Origin of the sequence: Mycobacterium sp. (assembly GCF_039583785.1) — a bacterium.
Lineage (GTDB): Bacteria > Actinomycetota > Actinomycetes > Mycobacteriales > Mycobacteriaceae > Mycobacterium.
Map to the genome: position 1 here is coordinate 62,344 of NZ_JAVKSG010000005.1, position 15,484 is coordinate 77,827.

Below are 15,484 nucleotides of genomic sequence, written 5' to 3' on the forward strand. Positions count from 1 at the left end.
AATAAGCTCACGGGCATGTCCGCGCCGCTGCTGCTGCTCGACGGCGCCAGCATGTGGTTCCGCTCGTTCTTCGGCGTCCCCTCGTCGATCACTTCCCCCGACGGTCGGCCGGTCAACGCGGTCCGCGGCTTCATCGATTCGGTGGCCACGGTGATCACCCGACACAAACCCGGCCGGCTGGTGGTCTGCCTGGATCTGGATTGGCGCCCGCAGTTCCGGGTCGACGCCATCCCGTCGTACAAGGCGCATCGGGTCGAGGAGGAAAATCCGATCGGGCAAACCGACGTCGAGGAAGTTCCCGACGACCTGTCGCCGCAAGTGGAGATGATCGCCGAGATTCTCGACGCGTTCGGCCTCTGCACCGGTGGCGCCGAGGGCTATGAGGCCGACGATGTGATCGGCACGCTGGCCGCCAAGGAGCGCCGCGACGCGGTGATCGTGGTCAGTGGCGACCGCGACCTGCTGCAGGTCGTGCGCGATGAACCGGTCGCCATCCGGGTGCTCTACCTCGGTCGCGGTCTGACCAACGCGACGCTGATGGGCCCTGCCGAGGTAGCCGAGCGCTACCGCTTGCCGGCCGACCGGGCCGGCACAGGCTACGCCGAACTGGCGCTGCTGCGCGGCGACCCATCCGACGGGCTGCCCGGTGTACCCGGAGTCGGTGAGAAGACGGCCGCGACGCTGCTGGCGCAGCACGGCTCGCTGGCGGCCATCCTGGCCGCCGTCGACGACCCGAAATCCTCACTGGCCAAAGGGGTTCGGACCAAACTGCGAAACGCCCTGGACTACATCGAGGTGGCCGGACCAGTGGTGCGGGTGGCCACCGACGCACCGGTCACGCTCTCGACTGCCACCGACGCGCTGCCGCTGGTCGCCGCCGACCCGGCCCGGGTCGCTGACCTCGCTACCGAGTTGGGCCTCGGCTCATCGATCGCGCGATTGCAGAAGGCGCTGGACGCGCTGCCTGGGTCGTGAGCTACTTGGGCCGACCCACCTCGTAGGTGCCCTTGTTGTCCTGGAACGTCACCGTCAAGGAGCGCTTGGTGCCGTCGATGTTGACGTCGCAGTCGAAGGTGGCGCCTTTCTTGACGGTCGGGTTCTGGCCGTTGTTGCACGTGACGTCCTTGACGTTCTTCGCGCCGTAGCCGTTGGTGCCGTCGGTGAGGATCTGTTGCACGCCGGCTTCGGCTTTACCGACATCGAGTTTGGTGATGACGAAGAAACCCGGTGCCCAGAAGCCCAGCACCAGGATTACCGCGACGACGACGGCGGCCACGACACCGGCGATTGTGCCGATTGTTTTCTTGGAGCGCTGCGGACCGGCCGGCGGCTGACCGTAAGGCCCCGGGTACTGGCCGTACTGACCGGGCTGCGGGTACTGACCTGGCTGACCTGGCTGACCTGGCTGACCTGGCTGACCGTATTGACCCGGTTGGCCGTACTGGCCATATGCGCTCTGGCCACCGTACTGACCCTGCTGCGGGTAGCCCGGCGGATATTGCGACGGCGGGTAGTACTGGGTGGGCGGCTGCTGGTACTGCCCGTATTCGGTGGGCGTGTAGGCCGGCGGCTGCCAGGTCTGCTGCTCACCGCCGGACGGCTGCCAGCTCTGCTCGCCACCGGGTTGCTGCTGCCACGGTGAGGCCTGCTGGGTCTGGTCCTCGCCGGATTGCTGACCTTCACCGTGAGGCGGCTGCCACCCCTGCGTCGGGTCGGATCCCTGCGGTCCGCTCATCGTGTCTCAGTCCTCCTGATTGCCGTCCTCGCATCGGTCGCCGTAGGCAACGGTAACCTCGGCTCAGCCTACCCGGCGTCAACTGCCACGACGCCGCGCCGAATCGCGTCGATCGCGCGCTTGGCGGCGGCCCGCAGTTCCGGCTGCGGGGCGGCGTTGCGGATCTGGTCCAGCAGGTCAAGCACCTGCCGGCACCAGCGGACGAAGTCCCCCGGCGACAGCGCCGGCCCGGTGCCCTCGGCGTCCGCGGCGGCCAGCGCGGTGACCAGGTCGCCGCTGCTGGCCCACCGGTAGATGGCGGCGACGAAGCCGTCGTCGGGCTCGCGGGTCGGCGCGATCCGGTGCCGGTGCTCGTCGGCGCGCAACGTCGCCGACAGACGCCGGGTTTGGGTCAGGGCTTGGCGCAACCGCGGGGTGGGAATCTGCTCGTTGCGCGGCGCGCCGGGCCCGTCGCCGCCTCGCGTCTCGTACAGCACCGTCGACAGCACGGCCGCCAACTCGGCGTCCTTAAGACCCGTCCACGCCTCGGTGCGTAGGCATTCGGCCACCAGCAGGTCACTCTCGCTGTAGATCCGGGCCAGCAGCCGGCCGTCGTCGGTCACCGTCGGCGTGCCGTCGTCGAGGGTGATGAACCCGCGTTCGGTGAGCAGCCCCACGATCTTGTCGAAGGTGCGGGCCAACGAGTTGGTCGCGGCGGCGACTTTTTTCTCCAACGCCGCGTTATCGCGTTCGATCCGCAGGTAGCGCTCGGCGATCCGGATCCGGGCTTCTCGATCGGCGTCGCGGTGGCCCGGGTGTCGACGCATCTTCTCGCGCAGCGCCGCCAGCTCGGGGTCGGTGTCGCGGCTTTCGCCGCGTTTGCCGCCGCGGTCGCCGGAAACCGGCAGGTCGGCGACCGCCGAACGCAGCGCCGACGCCAGGTCGCGGCGGACCCGCGGTTGCCGATGTTCGATGCGTTTGGGCAAGCTCATCGATCCGACCGGTGCCGATTCACCGGAGTAGTCAGCCGAGGAAATCCTTCCGGCCCAGCGGTTTTCGGTCAGCACCAGCGGCCGCGGGTCCGAGTCGTCGCGGGCCGGCTCCAGGACGACGGCCAGCCCGCCGCGTCGCCCGTGTGTGATCGTGATGATGTCGCCCTTACGCAGCGCCGAGAGCGCGTCGTGGATCGCCTGCCGACGCTGCAGCCGCGACGCTCGGGCCTGCTCGCGCTCGTGCTGGCTGATCTGCTCGCGCAGTCGGGCGTAGGAGAGGATGGGCGCATCGTTGCCGCCGAGTTCGGCGGCGACGTCGTCGAGCATCTGCCGGCCTCGCTCGACGCCGCGGACCAAGCTCACCACCGAGCGGTCGGCTTGATACTGCGCGAACGACTGCTCCAGCAGCCGGTGCGCCTGCTCGGTGCCCACCCGGTTCACCAGGTTGATCGTCATGTTGTACGACGGCGCAAACGAACTGCGCAGCGGGAAGGTTCGGGTGGAGGCCAGCCCAGCGACCTCGGCCGGTTCGGTGGTCTCCTCGCCGGGGTGCCAGAGCACGACGGCGTGCCCCTCCACGTCGATGCCGCGCCGGCCGGCCCGGCCGGTCAGCTGGGTGTACTCGCCGGGCGTCAGCGGAAGGTGCTGTTCGCCGTTGTACTTCACCAGTCGCTCCAACACGACGGTGCGGGCAGGCATGTTGATGCCCAAAGCCAGTGTCTCGGTGGCGAAGACGGCCCGGATCAGCCCGGCGGTGAACAACTCCTCGACGGTGTGCCGGAACACCGGCAGCAGGCCGGCGTGGTGGGCGGCGATGCCGCGCAGCAGCGCCTCGCGCCACTCGTAGTAGCCGAGCACGTCGAGGTCGGAGTCCTGGAGATCGCCGCAGCGGTGGTCGATCACCTCGGCGATCTGCGCCCGCTCCGCTTCGGTGGTCAGTCGCAGCGACGACCGCAGACATTGCTGCACCGCGGCGTCGCAGCCGACCCGGGAGAACACGAAGGTGATCGCCGGCAGCAGCCCGTCCGCGTCGAGCATCTTGATGACGTCGGGCCGCGACGGCGGGCGGTAGAAACCGGACCGCCCTGAGCCTGGCCCACCTCCCCTGCCGCCGCGTGGGCCGCGCCAGTCGGACAGTCGATCGGCCTCACGGCGATGGGCGATGTGGCGCAACAGGTTCGGGTCGACGATCGCGTGCCGCCGGTCTTTGGCGCCTGGTGCGTCCGAATAAGCACCGTAGTCGAACAGGTCGAACAGCCGCTTGCCGACCAGCATGTGCTGCCACAGCGGAACCGGCCGGTGGTCGTCGACGACCACGGTCGTGTCGCCGCGCACGGTCTGGATCCAGCCGCCGAACTCTTCGGCGTTGCTCACCGTCGCCGACAAACTGATCAGGCGCACGTCGTCGGGCAGATGCAGGATGACTTCCTCCCACACCGCGCCGCGCATCCGGTCGGCGAGGAAGTGCACCTCGTCCATCACCACATACGAAAGACCTCGCAGCGCGCGCGAATCCGCGTACAGCATGTTCCGCAGCACTTCGGTGGTCATCACCACCACCGGGGCGTCGGCGTTGACCGACAGGTCACCGGTGAGCAGCCCGATCTGATCTTTGCCGTAGCGGGCCACGAAGTCGTTGTGCTTCTGGTTGCTCAGCGCCTTGATCGGCGTGGTGTAGAAGCATTTTCCGCCGGACGCCAGAGCCAGGTGCACCGCGAATTCGCCGACAATGGTCTTACCGGCCCCAGTCGGGGCGCACACCAGAACACCGTGGCCGCTTTCCAACGCCGCACACGCCCGGCGCTGAAAGCCGTCCAGCTCAAACTCCAATTCCGCAGTGAACCGGGCTAATTCGCTCAAGGTATGCCTACCTCGCGCGAGCGTGCGCAGTCGTACGCCGTTCTCGGCGTGCCGGTGTGCAAACACGCACGCTCACGCTGGTGCGGGGCGGCGTCAGGTGATGTCGTCATGAGGTCCGGTGAAGCTCGACGGCGCGCCGACCGCCGACGGCGGGTCGACAGCAGACGGCGACGCGATGACCGCGGCTTCGTCATCGTCGAGTGTGGTCAGCGCTTCGCGTTTGGCTTTGCGCGTGTCGTGCACGCGGGCGATCTGGATGGCCAATTCCAGCAGCACTGTCAGCGCCAGACCCAGCGCCGTCATGGAGAACGGGTCGGAGCCCGGCGTGAAAATGGCCGCGAAGACGAACATTGCGAAGATCAGGCCGCGGCGCCACGACTTCAGTCGCTGGTAGGTCAGCACGCCGACGACGTTGAGCATCACCACCAGCAGCGGGAATTCGAAGCTCACCCCGAACACCAGCAGCAGGTTGATCAGGAAGCCGAAGTACCGATCACCGGAGAGTGCGGTCACCTGAACGTCGCTACCGACCGTGAGCAGGAAGTGCAGCGCCTTGGCCAGCACCAGGTAGGCCAACACCGCGCCGGTGACGAACAGCAGCGCCGCCGGCACCACAAACGCGACCGCGAGACGTTTTTCTTTCTTGTACAACCCCGGGGTGATAAACGCCCAGAGTTGGTACAGCCACACCGGGCAGGCCAGCACCACACCGGCCGTCAACGCGACTTTGAGCCGCAGCATGAACTGGTCGAAGGGCGCGGTGGCCAGCAACCGGCACTGCCCGTTGGCGATGTCGGCGCGCGCGGACGGCGGCAGCGCGCAATACGGATGGCGCAGCCACTCGCCCAGGCTTTCGAATCCGAACAATGGGTGCGTGTACCAGATGAAACCCACCGCGGTGGCGAGGGTGATCGTCGCCAGCGAGATCAGCAGTCGGGCGCGCAACTCGGTGAGATGGGCGACCAGCGACATGGTCGCGTCGGGGTTGGCGCGGCTGCGACGGGAACGCGGATCCAGCCGCCTGAATAAACCGTTGGTACGCACAGTGAATTGGCGCTCGGGCGCCGTAGCGGCGGGGGCCAGACTACGCCGAGCGACCGTCAGCCGCCGGCGGCTCTACCCGCTCGGAGTGCACCGGCTGGGCCGGCGCTGCGTTAGTAGCAGGTGTTTCCGGTTTGCTCTCGCCTTGCAGCTCTTTAACCTCGGCCTTAAAAATGCGCAACGACTTGCCCAGTGAGCGCGCGGCGTCGGGAAGCCTCTTGGCGCCGAATAGAACAATCACCAGGACCGCAATGATAGCCAGGTGACCCGGAGTCAGAGCATTCACGTGTGTTTACCTCCAGATGTCTCCACGATGCTACCGCAGCCGTGGTTCGATCAGCCGGACCGCGCCGCGGCCCGGTACGCCTCCAGTGCAGCAGTGGCGGCGTCGTGCACCCGCTTCGCCAGCGACTCCGGCGCCAGAACACGAACAGCCGACCCCAGCCCGAGCACCTGACGAGCCATCCAGTCTTCGGAGGCGTAGGTCATCGCCGCCTCACAGTGGCCGTCGGGCAGTTCGGCCAGCAGACGCATCGGGTAGTACTCGAACATCCAGGATGCTTCGGGCGCCAGCCGCAACGTTGCCGACGGCAGCGACGGGTCCGCGTCGAACAGCGAGGTGTCCGGCGGCGCCTGGATCGCGGGTTCCGGCGGTGCAGAAGGCTCGTCGAGCACGGCGGCGTCGACGATGCGATCGAACCGGAACAGCCGCACGCCCTCGGCCTCCCGCGACCACGCCTCCAGGTAGCTATGGCCACCGACGAGCACGATCCGGATCGGGTCGACAATCCGGGTGGCCAGCGTGTCGTGTGAGGCGGCGTAGTAGTCGATGCTCAACGCCTTGGCGGCGCGAACCGCGGCACGCACCGCCGCGGCGGCCGAGCTCTCGACCGGCGCGGGCTCGTCGACCGCGGCGACATCGTTGCCGTGTCCGGCCGCTCCGGCGGCGGCTTCGATCTTCGCGATCGCGCTGCGTGCGGCCTCCGGATCGACCACGCCCGGGATGTCGGCGAGCGCCCGCAGCGCCACCAGCAGTCCCGTCGCCTCCGGCGACGTCAGCTGCAGCGGGGTGTCCATCCCGGCGGAGAAGGTCACCTCGATGGCGTCGCCGGTGAATTCGAAGTCGATCAGATCGCCCGGGCCATAACCGGGCAGGCCGCACAGCCACAGCTGGTCCAGGTCCTCCCCCAGCTGCGTGACCGAAACGCCGAGGTCCGAGGCGGCTTGGGCGCGGGTGACGCGCGGGTTCGCCTGGAAGTACGGGACCATGTTCAGTAGCCGCACCAGGCGCGTCGACACGGGAGTCATCGGCGCCGCTCCTCCTCCACGTGGGCGCGCAGCAGGCTCAATACCTCGTCGCGCAGCGTTGCGGGTTCCAGGACGACGGCGTCTGCGGCGTAACCGGCGATATCGCGGGCCACTCGGCCGGTGGTTCCGATGTCGATCTCGATGACGTCGCCGTCGCGGCCGTTGACCTGCCGTGACCCCACCGATGTCCCGGCGCGCCGCAGCGCGGTGGCGCGTCCGTCCGCGACCCAGACCTGCGCCCTGACACCCGTTGGTGGGTCACCGACCGCCTTGGCGACGATGTCGCGCAGGTCGACGTCGTCGGGAGCGGTGACGGCGCCGGCCGGGCCGATCGGGGTCACCCCGGCACCAATACGGGACAGCCGGAATGTGCGGGTGGCGTCGCGGTCGCGGTCGTGACCGACCAGATACCACCGTCCCTTCTCGGTCACCACTCCCCACGGCTCGACCGTGCGGACCGTGTATGGATCGGTGCGTGACGGCCGGTGCGGAAACTGCACGGCCTGCCGGGCCGTGACCGCCGACAGCAGGGCATTCAGCACGTCTTCGGAGCCGCGCAGTCCGACGCTGCCCGCCGGTGACGCGATGGCGATCGGCGCGTCCGGGTCGACGTCGACGCCGGCGGCCCGCAGCTTCAGCAGTGCGCCCTGGGTGGCGGTGATCAGCTCGGGAGACTCCCAGAGCTGGGTGGCGACCGCGACGGCGGCGGCCTCATCGGCGGTCAGCTCGACGGCGGGCAGCGCGTAGGTGTCGCGGTTGATCCGGTAGCCCTCCACCGGGTCGTAGGACGACGCCCGCCCGGTCTCCAACGGAATGCCCAGGTCGCGCAGTTCATTCTTGTCGCGCTCGAACATTCGCGAAAACGCTTCATCACTGGCGCTGTCCGCGTACCCCGCCACGCTGGAGCGGATCTTCTCCGCGGTGATGTAGCTGCGGGTGGACAGCAGTGCGATGACCAGATTCATCAATCGCTCGACTTTCGAAACGGCCACTCGCACCACCCTAATTGACGGCGCGCGGCGCGCTACATGCTGGCGATCAGCCTTTTGACCCGCTCGTCTACCGACCGGAACGGGTCCTTGCACAACACGGTGCGCTGCGCCTGGTCGTTCAGCTTGAGGTGTACCCAGTCGACGGTGAAATCGCGTCCGGCCGCTTGGGCGGCGCTGATGAACTCACCGCGCAACCGGGCGCGGGTGGTCTGCGGCGGCAGGTCGACGGCCGCGTCGATTTCCTCGTCGGTGGTGATGCGCGACGCCAGCCCCTTGCGCTGCAGCAGATCGAAGACGCCGCGGCCGCGCTTGATGTCGTGGTAGGCCAAATCGAGCTGGGCGATCTTCGGATCGGACAGCTCCATGTCGTAGCGATCCTGGTAGCGCTGGAACAGCTTTCGCTTGATCACCCAGTCGATTTCGGTGTCGACCTTGGCGAAGTCCTGGCTTTCCACCGCGTCGAGCTGGCGTCCCCATAGATCGATGACCTGCTCGATCTGCGGGTTGGACTCGCGGGTCTGCAGGTGCTCGACGGCGCGCGCGTAGTACTCCCGCTGGATGTCCAGCGCACTGGCCTGACGCCCACCGGCCAGCCGCACCGGCCGCCGGCCGGTGACGTCGTGGCTGACTTCCCGGATCGCACGGATCGGGTTGTCGAGCGAGAAGTCGCGGAACGGCACGCCGGCTTCGATCATTTCCAGCACGAGAGACGCGCTGCCCACTTTGAGCATGGTGGTGAGCTCGCACATGTTGGAGTCGCCGACGATGACGTGCAGCCGCCGGTACTTCTCGGCGTCGGCGTGCGGCTCGTCGCGGGTGTTAATAATCGGACGGCTCCGGGTGGTAGCCGAGGAGACACCTTCCCAGATGTGCTCGGCGCGCTGCGACAGACAGAAGGTGGCGGCCTTGGGGGTCTGCAGCACCTTGCCTGCGCCGCAGATCAGCTGGCGGGTGACCAGGAACGGCAACAGCACGTCGGAGATCCGAGAGAACTCACCGGCCCGCACGATCAGGTAGTTCTCATGACAGCCGTAGGAGTTGCCCGCCGAGTCGGTGTTGTTCTTGAACAGATAGATGTCGCCGCCGATGCCCTCGTCGGCGAGGCGCTGCTCGGCGTCGATCAGCAGGTCTTCCAGCACCCGTTCGCCGGCGCGGTCATGGGTAACCAGCTGCGCCAGGCTGTCGCATTCGGCGGTGGCGTACTCGGGATGGCTGCCGACATCCAGGTACAGCCGGGCGCCATTACGCAGGAAGACATTGGAGCTGCGGCCCCACGAGACCACCCGTCGGAACAAGTAGCGGGCCACTTCGTCGGGCGACAGACGCCGATGGCCGTGGAAAGTGCAGGTGACACCGAATTCGGTTTCGATGCCCATGATTCGCCGCTGCACATTTCGAGCGTACTGGTTGCGCGGCCCCGACGGTGGCGCGGCTCGCGAGATCACCTGGGCGGCGGGTTGTAGCGTCCGGGGGCGTGGCCGTCCGCCACCACCCGCGCTGGTTGCAAAAGCAAACATCCATCAGGGTGTTCGCGTATCACGAAGCGCCGCCGCGACTAGCTTCGCGCCATCGGACGCCTTCGGCCTGACGACCCTGCGTGTCTCACGCCGAGTGTCTCGAGGGTCCTCGCTGTCGGCGGACAGTTCGGTCTTCGGCGAAGGCCTGTTGTTCATGCTCGACCCGGCCGCGGTTGGCGCGTGGGCCGCGCGGGTTCGCATGGACGTGCGGCTGGAAAACGCGGCACGGCCCGCGCTCAAGCAAAACGAGCCCGCGCAACCGTTGCCCTGGCTGCTCGCGCACACGCTCGCGCACCTCGTCATGCGTGCCGCGGCACCACATGCGGGATACCCGCTGCCGGCACTGCGGGAGCGAATCGTCGCCGTCGACAACCGCACTGCGTTCCTCATTTACACCGCGGCCGGCGACGTACACGGAACCCTCGGTGGTCTCGTCGAGCTCGGCCATCCGCAGCCCCTCGGCGAGATCCTCGACGCCGCCGTCGCCGCCGCGGCCTGGTGCGCCACCGACCCGGTCTGCGGAGAGGACACGGCGGGACCGCGCGGCCGCGGGTCCACCCCGGGAGCCTGCCACCATTGCCTGCTGGTGCCTGAGACCTGCTGCGAGGCGTTCAACCGTGGACTCGACCGGGCCGTCCTCAACGGACACGACACCGCTCGCGGCTTCCTGGAGTAGTGCGGCGGGTTGACCCCTTCCTGGAGCTTTTCGGTAAATCTGCAGATGTGCTCGACGCGGGCGGGCATGCGATGTCAGTGACAACGCGGTGCGCCAAGGTTGCCCGCGGCGGCGTACCAGCCGCGCAGTGCGTGGTGCACCGATGAGTAGGTGCGTTCCGGTGACAATCTCCGAGTTGACGACGATTCGAGCCAAATACGCTGCTATATGCGTGTGATTCCAGTGTAAATTCACGTGTATGAGTAAGCGAGTGAGCCTGATCTTGAAGGACGCCGATGAGGCGGTGATCGCGCCGTATCTTGACCAGGGTTCCGCGTGGTTTGACGCGCTGCGTCGGTGGGCGAGTCAGCGAGGTGGAAGCGACATCACGTCAGAGGCCGCCGCCCTGCGGGCATTACTCCAAGCCGGTGCGGAAGCACTGGGTGATCACGTTCTCGATGCCGGGTATGCGCAGCTGGGCGAGGAGTTCAACACCGAGTCTGCCCACGCCGACCGACGAGCGGCCCGGGACCGCTACGCGGCGCGCACGCAAGCTCGGCTGTGAATCGGGGAATGCGGAGCCAGACCTATCGAGTCGACCTCGGCCACGGCGCGAAACCCTGGGTAATCCTCAGCAACAACTCCCGCAACCGCAACCTCGACACCGTCCTGGCCGCGCGGATCACCACGACAAGCAAGAACGCGCACCTACCGATCGTCGTCGCACTGACCGCGGCCGATCCGCTCGCCGGGTTCGTTCTGGTCGATGACATCGTGCAGCTCTACCACGACGAGCTCACCGAATCGCTCGGCGCGTTGTCGCCGCCGACAATGCAGGAGATCAGCAAGGCACTACGGATCGCGCTTCCATAATCGGAGACGCCCTACGCAGGAGCTTCAGCGGTAGGTGGCGACGAATCTTGAGCGATGAGTGGTGCTCGGGCGCGCGTCACGACTCCGCTGGCTCCGGCGCCTCGCCGAACCGGCTCAGCGCCAGCGCCGCGAGCACCGCCACCACGAACCCGGCTTCCACCATCCAGCCCAGGCCGGGGCGGGTGCGGTCGCCCAGCCACGCCACCCCGACCAGAGCAGGGCCGACGGTCTCACCGACCACCATGCCGGCGACGGCGGTGGTCACCGATCCACGGCTCAATGCCGAGGTCAGTAGCAGGAAACCGGCCGCTCCACCGGCGGCCAACGCGTAGACAGCGGGATTGGCGTAGAACGCTGCCCTGGTCGGATCGACCGTGTCGATCAACCGGACAGAGATTTCGACAACACCGAAACCCGCGCCGGCACTCAGACCCAGCACCAGCGCACGAGAGCGAACGCCCAGGCGCCCTGCGGCCGCGCCGGCGCTGAACACCACAGCGACCACCACCAGCAAGGCCCAGCCCAGCCCGGCCGGGCCGTGCTCGGTGCCCTCCGGACCGGCGGCGACGCCGAGCATCGCCAGGCTCGCGCACACCACCGCCACAGCGCCCCACTCCGTTGCGGACAGTCGCGCGTGCAGCAGCCAGGCGGCCACGATCGCGGTGACGGCCAGTGACGCGGCGATGGCCGCGGCGACGACATAGATCGGAACCAGCCGCAGCGCTGCGATCTGCAGCAGGAAACCCAGCCCGTCGAGCGCGACGCCCAGCAGATATCGCCATTGCCGCAAAGCCCGCAACAGCAGCGCGGCGTCGACGCCGGAATCGCTGTTGCCGGCATCCACCGAGCGGGCCGCCACGGCTTGCAGCACCGTCGCGGTGCCGTAACACACCGAGCAGCCCAGAGCCAGTAGCAAGCCGATCAGCATGCGGCAGCGCCTATTTCGTCGACTTCTCCGCCGAGTCGTCCGACGACTCAGAGCCGTTGCGTTCGGGCACCAGACGTTCCAGCGCTGCGCCGGTGATACGACGGAACGCGCGTCGCGGCCGGTTGGTATCGAGGATGGCGACTTCCAGGTTCTCCACGCCCAAGGGAGTCTGGTCGTTGCTCGAGCCCTCGGCACGACCTGCCTGGAGAGCGTTAACCGCAATGTGCACCGCGTCCGCCAGGTTGGCGTTCTCGGCGTAAGAGTCCTTGAGCGCGTTGATGATCGGCTCGGTGGTGCCACCCATCACCACGTAGTGCGGTTCGTCGGCTATCGACCCGTCATAGGTGATCCGATACAGCTGAGGCGCTTTGGTCTCGCCGTGGTGAGCGACCTCGGCCACGCACAGCTCGACCTCGTAGGGCTTGGCCTGCTCGGTGAAGATGGTGCCCAGCGTCTGCGCGTAGACGTTGGCCAGTTGCCGGCCGGTCACGTCGCGGCGGTCGTAGGCGTAGCCGCGGGTGTCGGCAAATTGGATTCCGCCACGCCGAAGATTGTCGAACTCGTTGAACCGGCCGACGGCGGCAAATCCGACGCGGTCGTAGAGCTCGCTGATCTTCTGCAGCGAACGCGACGGGTTCTCCGCAACGAACAGCACCCCGCCGGAGTAGGCCAGCGTCACGACGCTCCGGCCGCGGGCGATGCCCTTGCGCGCGAGCTCGCTGCGCTCGCGCATCGCCTGCTCAGGCGAGATGAAATAGGGAAAACTCATGAATCACTTTCCGCACGGTCGGCATCTGATCCGAAAGTATCTGCACGGGTGCGCTTTTGAATGACTTCCCGGGCCAGTTCGGCGATGCGCTGCTCGGCCACGTTGATCGCCCCGTCGACGCCGATGCTGACGGCGGTCGGGAAGATTCCCCGCACCAGGTCCGGCCCGCCGGTGGCCGAATCGTCGTCCGCCGCATCGTAAAGCGCCTCCACCGCAACCCGCAGCGCCGAATCAGCGTCCGCCACTTGCGAATACAGCTTCTTGACCGAAGACTTGGCGAAAATCGAGCCCGAGCCCACCGATTGGTAACCCTCTTCTTCCAGGTTCCAGCCACCGGCCGCGTCGAAGGACACGATGCGGCCGGCCTTCTCCGGTGCTGGATCGTCGATGTCGAAACCGACCAGCAGCGGCAGCGCCACCAGACCCTGCATCGCGGCACCGAGGTTGCCGCGGACCATGATCGCGAGCCTGTTCACTTTGCCCGCGAACGTCAGCGGCACGCCTTCCAGCTTCTCGTAGTGCTCCAGCTCGACGGCGTACAGGCGGGCGAATTCGACCGCGACGGCCGCGGTTCCGGCGATCCCGGTGGCGGTGTAGTCGTCGGTGATGTAGACCTTCTGCACGTCGCGTCCGGCGATCATGTTGCCCTGGGTCGAGCGCCGGTCGCCGGCGAGCAGGACACCACCGGGGTACTTCAGCGCGACGATCGTCGTGCCGTGCGGCAGCGCAGAACTCGGCGTGATCGCGTCGGTGCCGCCGAGGCTGGCGGGCAGCAGCTCCGGTGCCTCGCGGCGCAGATGATCAGAGAAAGAGGACAGCCCGCCAGAGGCGGTGCCGGGAAGGGAAAAGCTCGTGGCCAGGCGATCGCGGTTAGGCCAGGTCACTGTCCGCCCTTTTGGACGTATGCGCGAACGAAGTCCTCGGCGTTTTCTTCCAGCACATCGTCGATCTCATCCAGCAGATCATCGGTCTCCTCAGTCAGCTTCTCACGACGTTCCTGACCGGCGGCCGTGCTGGCGGTGAGGTCGTCGTCGTCGCCGCCACCACCACCGCGCTTGGTCTGCTCCTGGGCCATCGCTGCCTCCTGCATCGTCATCGGCCGTGCAACACGCCCGTCGGTTTCTCTACCCTACCGGTCAATAGCGTCCATGCTCAGGCTCACAACACCACCCCGGCTCCTCCGCACGGCCGTTCAAGGCCTGCATTGTCGCCGGATGCGCCGCGTGTCCGGCCCGTCAAGTGGTCAGCTGCTGCACCAGTTCGACGGCGCTGTCCACCGAGTCCAACAGCGCTCCGACGTGGGCCTTACTGCCGCGCAGTGGCTCCAGCGTCGGAATACGGACCAGGGAATCACCACCGAGATCGAAAATCACCGAGTCCCAACTGGCCGCCGCGATATCCGCCCCGAATCGGCGCAGGCATTCGCCGCGGAAGTAGGCCCGGGTGTCGGTCGGGGGATTGTCTACCGCATCGATCACCTGCTGTTCGCTGACCAGACGCTTCATCGACCCGCGCGCGACCAGCCGGTTGTACAGGCCCTTGTCCAGTCGGACGTCGGAGTACTGCAAGTCGACCAGATGCAGCCGCGGCGCCGACCAGCTCAGGTTCTCCCGCTGACGGAATCCGTCCAACAGCCGCAGCTTGGCCGGCCAGTCCAGCAACTCTGCGCATTCCATCGGGTCACGCTCAAGCAGATCGAGGATGTGCGCCCAGGTCTCGACGACGTGGCTCGCGCGGGTGTCCGGCTCACGGCTGTCGACCAGCTTCGCCACCCGGTCCAGGTAAATACGTTGCAGCGCAAGGGCGGTCAGCTCACGACCGTCGGCGAGCGCGACGGTCGCGCGCAGCGCCGGGTCGCGGCTGACCGCGTGCACGGCATGCACCGGACGGGCCAACGCGAGGTCGCTGAGGTCCATTCCGTGCGCCGGGCCCTCCTCGATGAGGTCGAGTACCAGCGCGGTGGTGCCGAGCTTGAGATAGGTCGACGTCTCGGACAGGTTTGCGTCACCGATGATGACGTGCAGCCGCCGGTAGCGTTCGGCGTCGGCGTGCGGCTCGTCGCGGGTGTTGATGATCCCGCGCTTCAGCGTGGTCTCCAGCCCGACCTCGACCTCGATGTAGTCGGATCGCTGCGAAAGCTGGAAACCCGGATCGTCGCCGGATGGCCCGATCCCGACCCGCCCAGAGCCGGTGACGACCTGGCGGGACACCAGGAACGGCGTCAGCCCGGCGATGACCGACGAGAACGGCGTCTGGCGGCTCATCAGATAGTTCTCGTGCGACCCGTAGGAGGCGCCCTTGCCGTCGACGTTGTTCTTGTACAGCTGCAGTTTGGCGGCGCCGGGCACGCTGGCGACGTGCCGGGCGGCGGCTTCCATCACGCGTTCACCGGCCTTGTCCCAGATCACCGCGTCCAGCGGGTCGGTGCACTCCGGTGCGGCGTATTCCGGGTGGGCGTGGTCGACATAGAGCCGCGCGCCGTTGGTCAAGATCATGTTGGCGGCGCCGACCTCGTCGGCGTCCACCACCGGCGGTGGGCCGGCCGAGCGGCTCAAGTCGAAACCACGCGCGTCGCGCAGCGGCGATTCCACCTCGTAGTCCCACCGAGTGCGCTTGGCGCGCTGAATCCCGGCGGCGGCCGCGTAAGCCAGCACCGCCTGCGTCGAAGTCAGGATCGGGTTGGCGGTCGGGTCCGACGGCGACGAGATGCCGTATTCGACCTCCGTTCCGATAATTCGTTGCATCCCTAGAGCCTAGGCGTGGCGACGATGCGCCCCGCGCAGCGGGGCGAAGAGGAGCCGCGTGGCGACGAGGTGAGCCCGGCACCGACAGCTG

At 67.6% G+C, this 15,484-nt stretch carries 16 protein-coding genes; 4 read left to right on the forward strand and 12 right to left on the reverse strand.

Translation table 11 applies throughout. The features are described 5' to 3' along the window. The first annotated feature begins 15 nt into the window (after nucleotides 1–15). Entirely contained in the window at nucleotides 16–975 is a 960-nt protein-coding gene (locus ABDV69_RS04150) for a 5'-3' exonuclease (protein WP_343572062.1), read from the forward strand. A 1-nt stretch (nucleotide 976) separates the two neighbouring features. Here the strand turns inward: ABDV69_RS04150 and ABDV69_RS04155 are convergent, their stop codons facing one another. The 7 genes from ABDV69_RS04155 to pafA form a co-directional block, all read right to left on the reverse strand. Further along, on the reverse strand, nucleotides 977–1,735 hold the full coding sequence (locus tag ABDV69_RS04155) for a DUF4333 domain-containing protein (RefSeq protein ID WP_343572063.1): 759 nt from the start codon (nucleotides 1,733–1,735) through the stop codon (nucleotides 977–979). Nucleotides 1,736–1,803: 68 nt separating this feature from the next. Continuing rightward, entirely contained in the window at nucleotides 1,804–4,566 is a 2,763-nt protein-coding gene (locus ABDV69_RS04160) for an RNA helicase (protein WP_343572064.1), read from the reverse strand. A 93-nt stretch (nucleotides 4,567–4,659) separates the two neighbouring features. Continuing rightward, nucleotides 4,660–5,610, reverse strand: coding sequence for a twin-arginine translocase subunit TatC (gene tatC, locus ABDV69_RS04165; RefSeq protein ID WP_343572065.1), 951 nt, complete (start codon nucleotides 5,608–5,610; stop codon nucleotides 4,660–4,662). Between the two features lie 40 nt (nucleotides 5,611–5,650). Then, nucleotides 5,651–5,893, reverse strand: a complete 243-nt coding sequence (gene tatA / locus ABDV69_RS04170; RefSeq protein ID WP_343572066.1) for a Sec-independent protein translocase subunit TatA — start codon at nucleotides 5,891–5,893, stop codon at nucleotides 5,651–5,653. Between the two features lie 50 nt (nucleotides 5,894–5,943). Then, nucleotides 5,944–6,915, reverse strand: a complete 972-nt coding sequence (locus ABDV69_RS04175; RefSeq protein WP_343572067.1) for a YafY family protein — start codon at nucleotides 6,913–6,915, stop codon at nucleotides 5,944–5,946. Continuing rightward, the gene (locus ABDV69_RS04180) at nucleotides 6,912–7,907 is read right to left on the reverse strand and encodes a YafY family protein (protein ID WP_343572068.1); all 996 of its coding nucleotides are present in this window, start codon (nucleotides 7,905–7,907) and stop codon (nucleotides 6,912–6,914) included. The genes ABDV69_RS04175 and ABDV69_RS04180 overlap by 4 nt, the downstream gene beginning before the upstream one ends. A gap of 32 nt (nucleotides 7,908–7,939) precedes the next feature. Continuing rightward, entirely contained in the window at nucleotides 7,940–9,298 is a 1,359-nt protein-coding gene (gene pafA / locus ABDV69_RS04185; RefSeq protein ID WP_343572069.1) for a Pup--protein ligase, read from the reverse strand. A 220-nt stretch (nucleotides 9,299–9,518) separates the two neighbouring features. On the opposite strand from pafA, the gene ABDV69_RS04190 reads away from it, so the two are divergent. The 3 genes from ABDV69_RS04190 to ABDV69_RS04200 all read left to right on the forward strand — a co-directional run bounded on the left by ABDV69_RS04190 (nucleotide 9,519) and on the right by ABDV69_RS04200 (nucleotide 10,952). Further along, nucleotides 9,519–10,100: a Zn-binding domain-containing protein gene (locus tag ABDV69_RS04190; RefSeq protein ID WP_343572070.1), complete on the forward strand. Its 582-nt coding sequence runs from the start codon at nucleotides 9,519–9,521 to the stop codon at nucleotides 10,098–10,100. A 238-nt stretch (nucleotides 10,101–10,338) separates the two neighbouring features. Beyond that, on the forward strand, nucleotides 10,339–10,644 hold the full coding sequence (locus ABDV69_RS04195; RefSeq protein ID WP_343572071.1) for a hypothetical protein: 306 nt from the start codon (nucleotides 10,339–10,341) through the stop codon (nucleotides 10,642–10,644). Next, nucleotides 10,641–10,952 (forward strand): type II toxin-antitoxin system PemK/MazF family toxin, encoded by a 312-nt coding sequence (locus ABDV69_RS04200; protein ID WP_343572072.1) that lies wholly within the window; start codon nucleotides 10,641–10,643, stop codon nucleotides 10,950–10,952. Before ABDV69_RS04195 ends, ABDV69_RS04200 begins: the two co-directional genes overlap by 4 nt. Nucleotides 10,953–11,028: 76 nt before the next feature. Here the strand turns inward: ABDV69_RS04200 and ABDV69_RS04205 are convergent, their stop codons facing one another. The 5 genes from ABDV69_RS04205 to dop all read right to left on the reverse strand — a co-directional run bounded on the left by ABDV69_RS04205 (nucleotide 11,029) and on the right by dop (nucleotide 15,393). Continuing rightward, nucleotides 11,029–11,880, reverse strand: coding sequence for a DMT family transporter (locus tag ABDV69_RS04205; protein WP_343572073.1), 852 nt, complete (start codon nucleotides 11,878–11,880; stop codon nucleotides 11,029–11,031). A gap of 10 nt (nucleotides 11,881–11,890) precedes the next feature. Then, nucleotides 11,891–12,649 carry a proteasome subunit alpha gene (gene prcA, locus ABDV69_RS04210; RefSeq protein WP_343572074.1) on the reverse strand — a complete coding sequence of 253 codons (759 nt, stop codon included), beginning with the start codon at nucleotides 12,647–12,649 and terminating at the stop codon, nucleotides 11,891–11,893. Next, nucleotides 12,646–13,533 carry a proteasome subunit beta gene (gene prcB, locus ABDV69_RS04215; protein WP_343572075.1) on the reverse strand — a complete coding sequence of 296 codons (888 nt, stop codon included), beginning with the start codon at nucleotides 13,531–13,533 and terminating at the stop codon, nucleotides 12,646–12,648. The genes prcA and prcB overlap by 4 nt, the downstream gene beginning before the upstream one ends. Then, nucleotides 13,530–13,724: a ubiquitin-like protein Pup gene (locus tag ABDV69_RS04220; RefSeq protein ID WP_062540654.1), complete on the reverse strand. Its 195-nt coding sequence runs from the start codon at nucleotides 13,722–13,724 to the stop codon at nucleotides 13,530–13,532. The genes prcB and ABDV69_RS04220 overlap by 4 nt, the downstream gene beginning before the upstream one ends. Before the next feature lie 160 nt (nucleotides 13,725–13,884). Beyond that, entirely contained in the window at nucleotides 13,885–15,393 is a 1,509-nt protein-coding gene (gene dop, locus ABDV69_RS04225; RefSeq protein WP_343572076.1) for a pup deamidase/depupylase, read from the reverse strand. Nucleotides 15,394–15,484 lie beyond the last annotated feature (91 nt).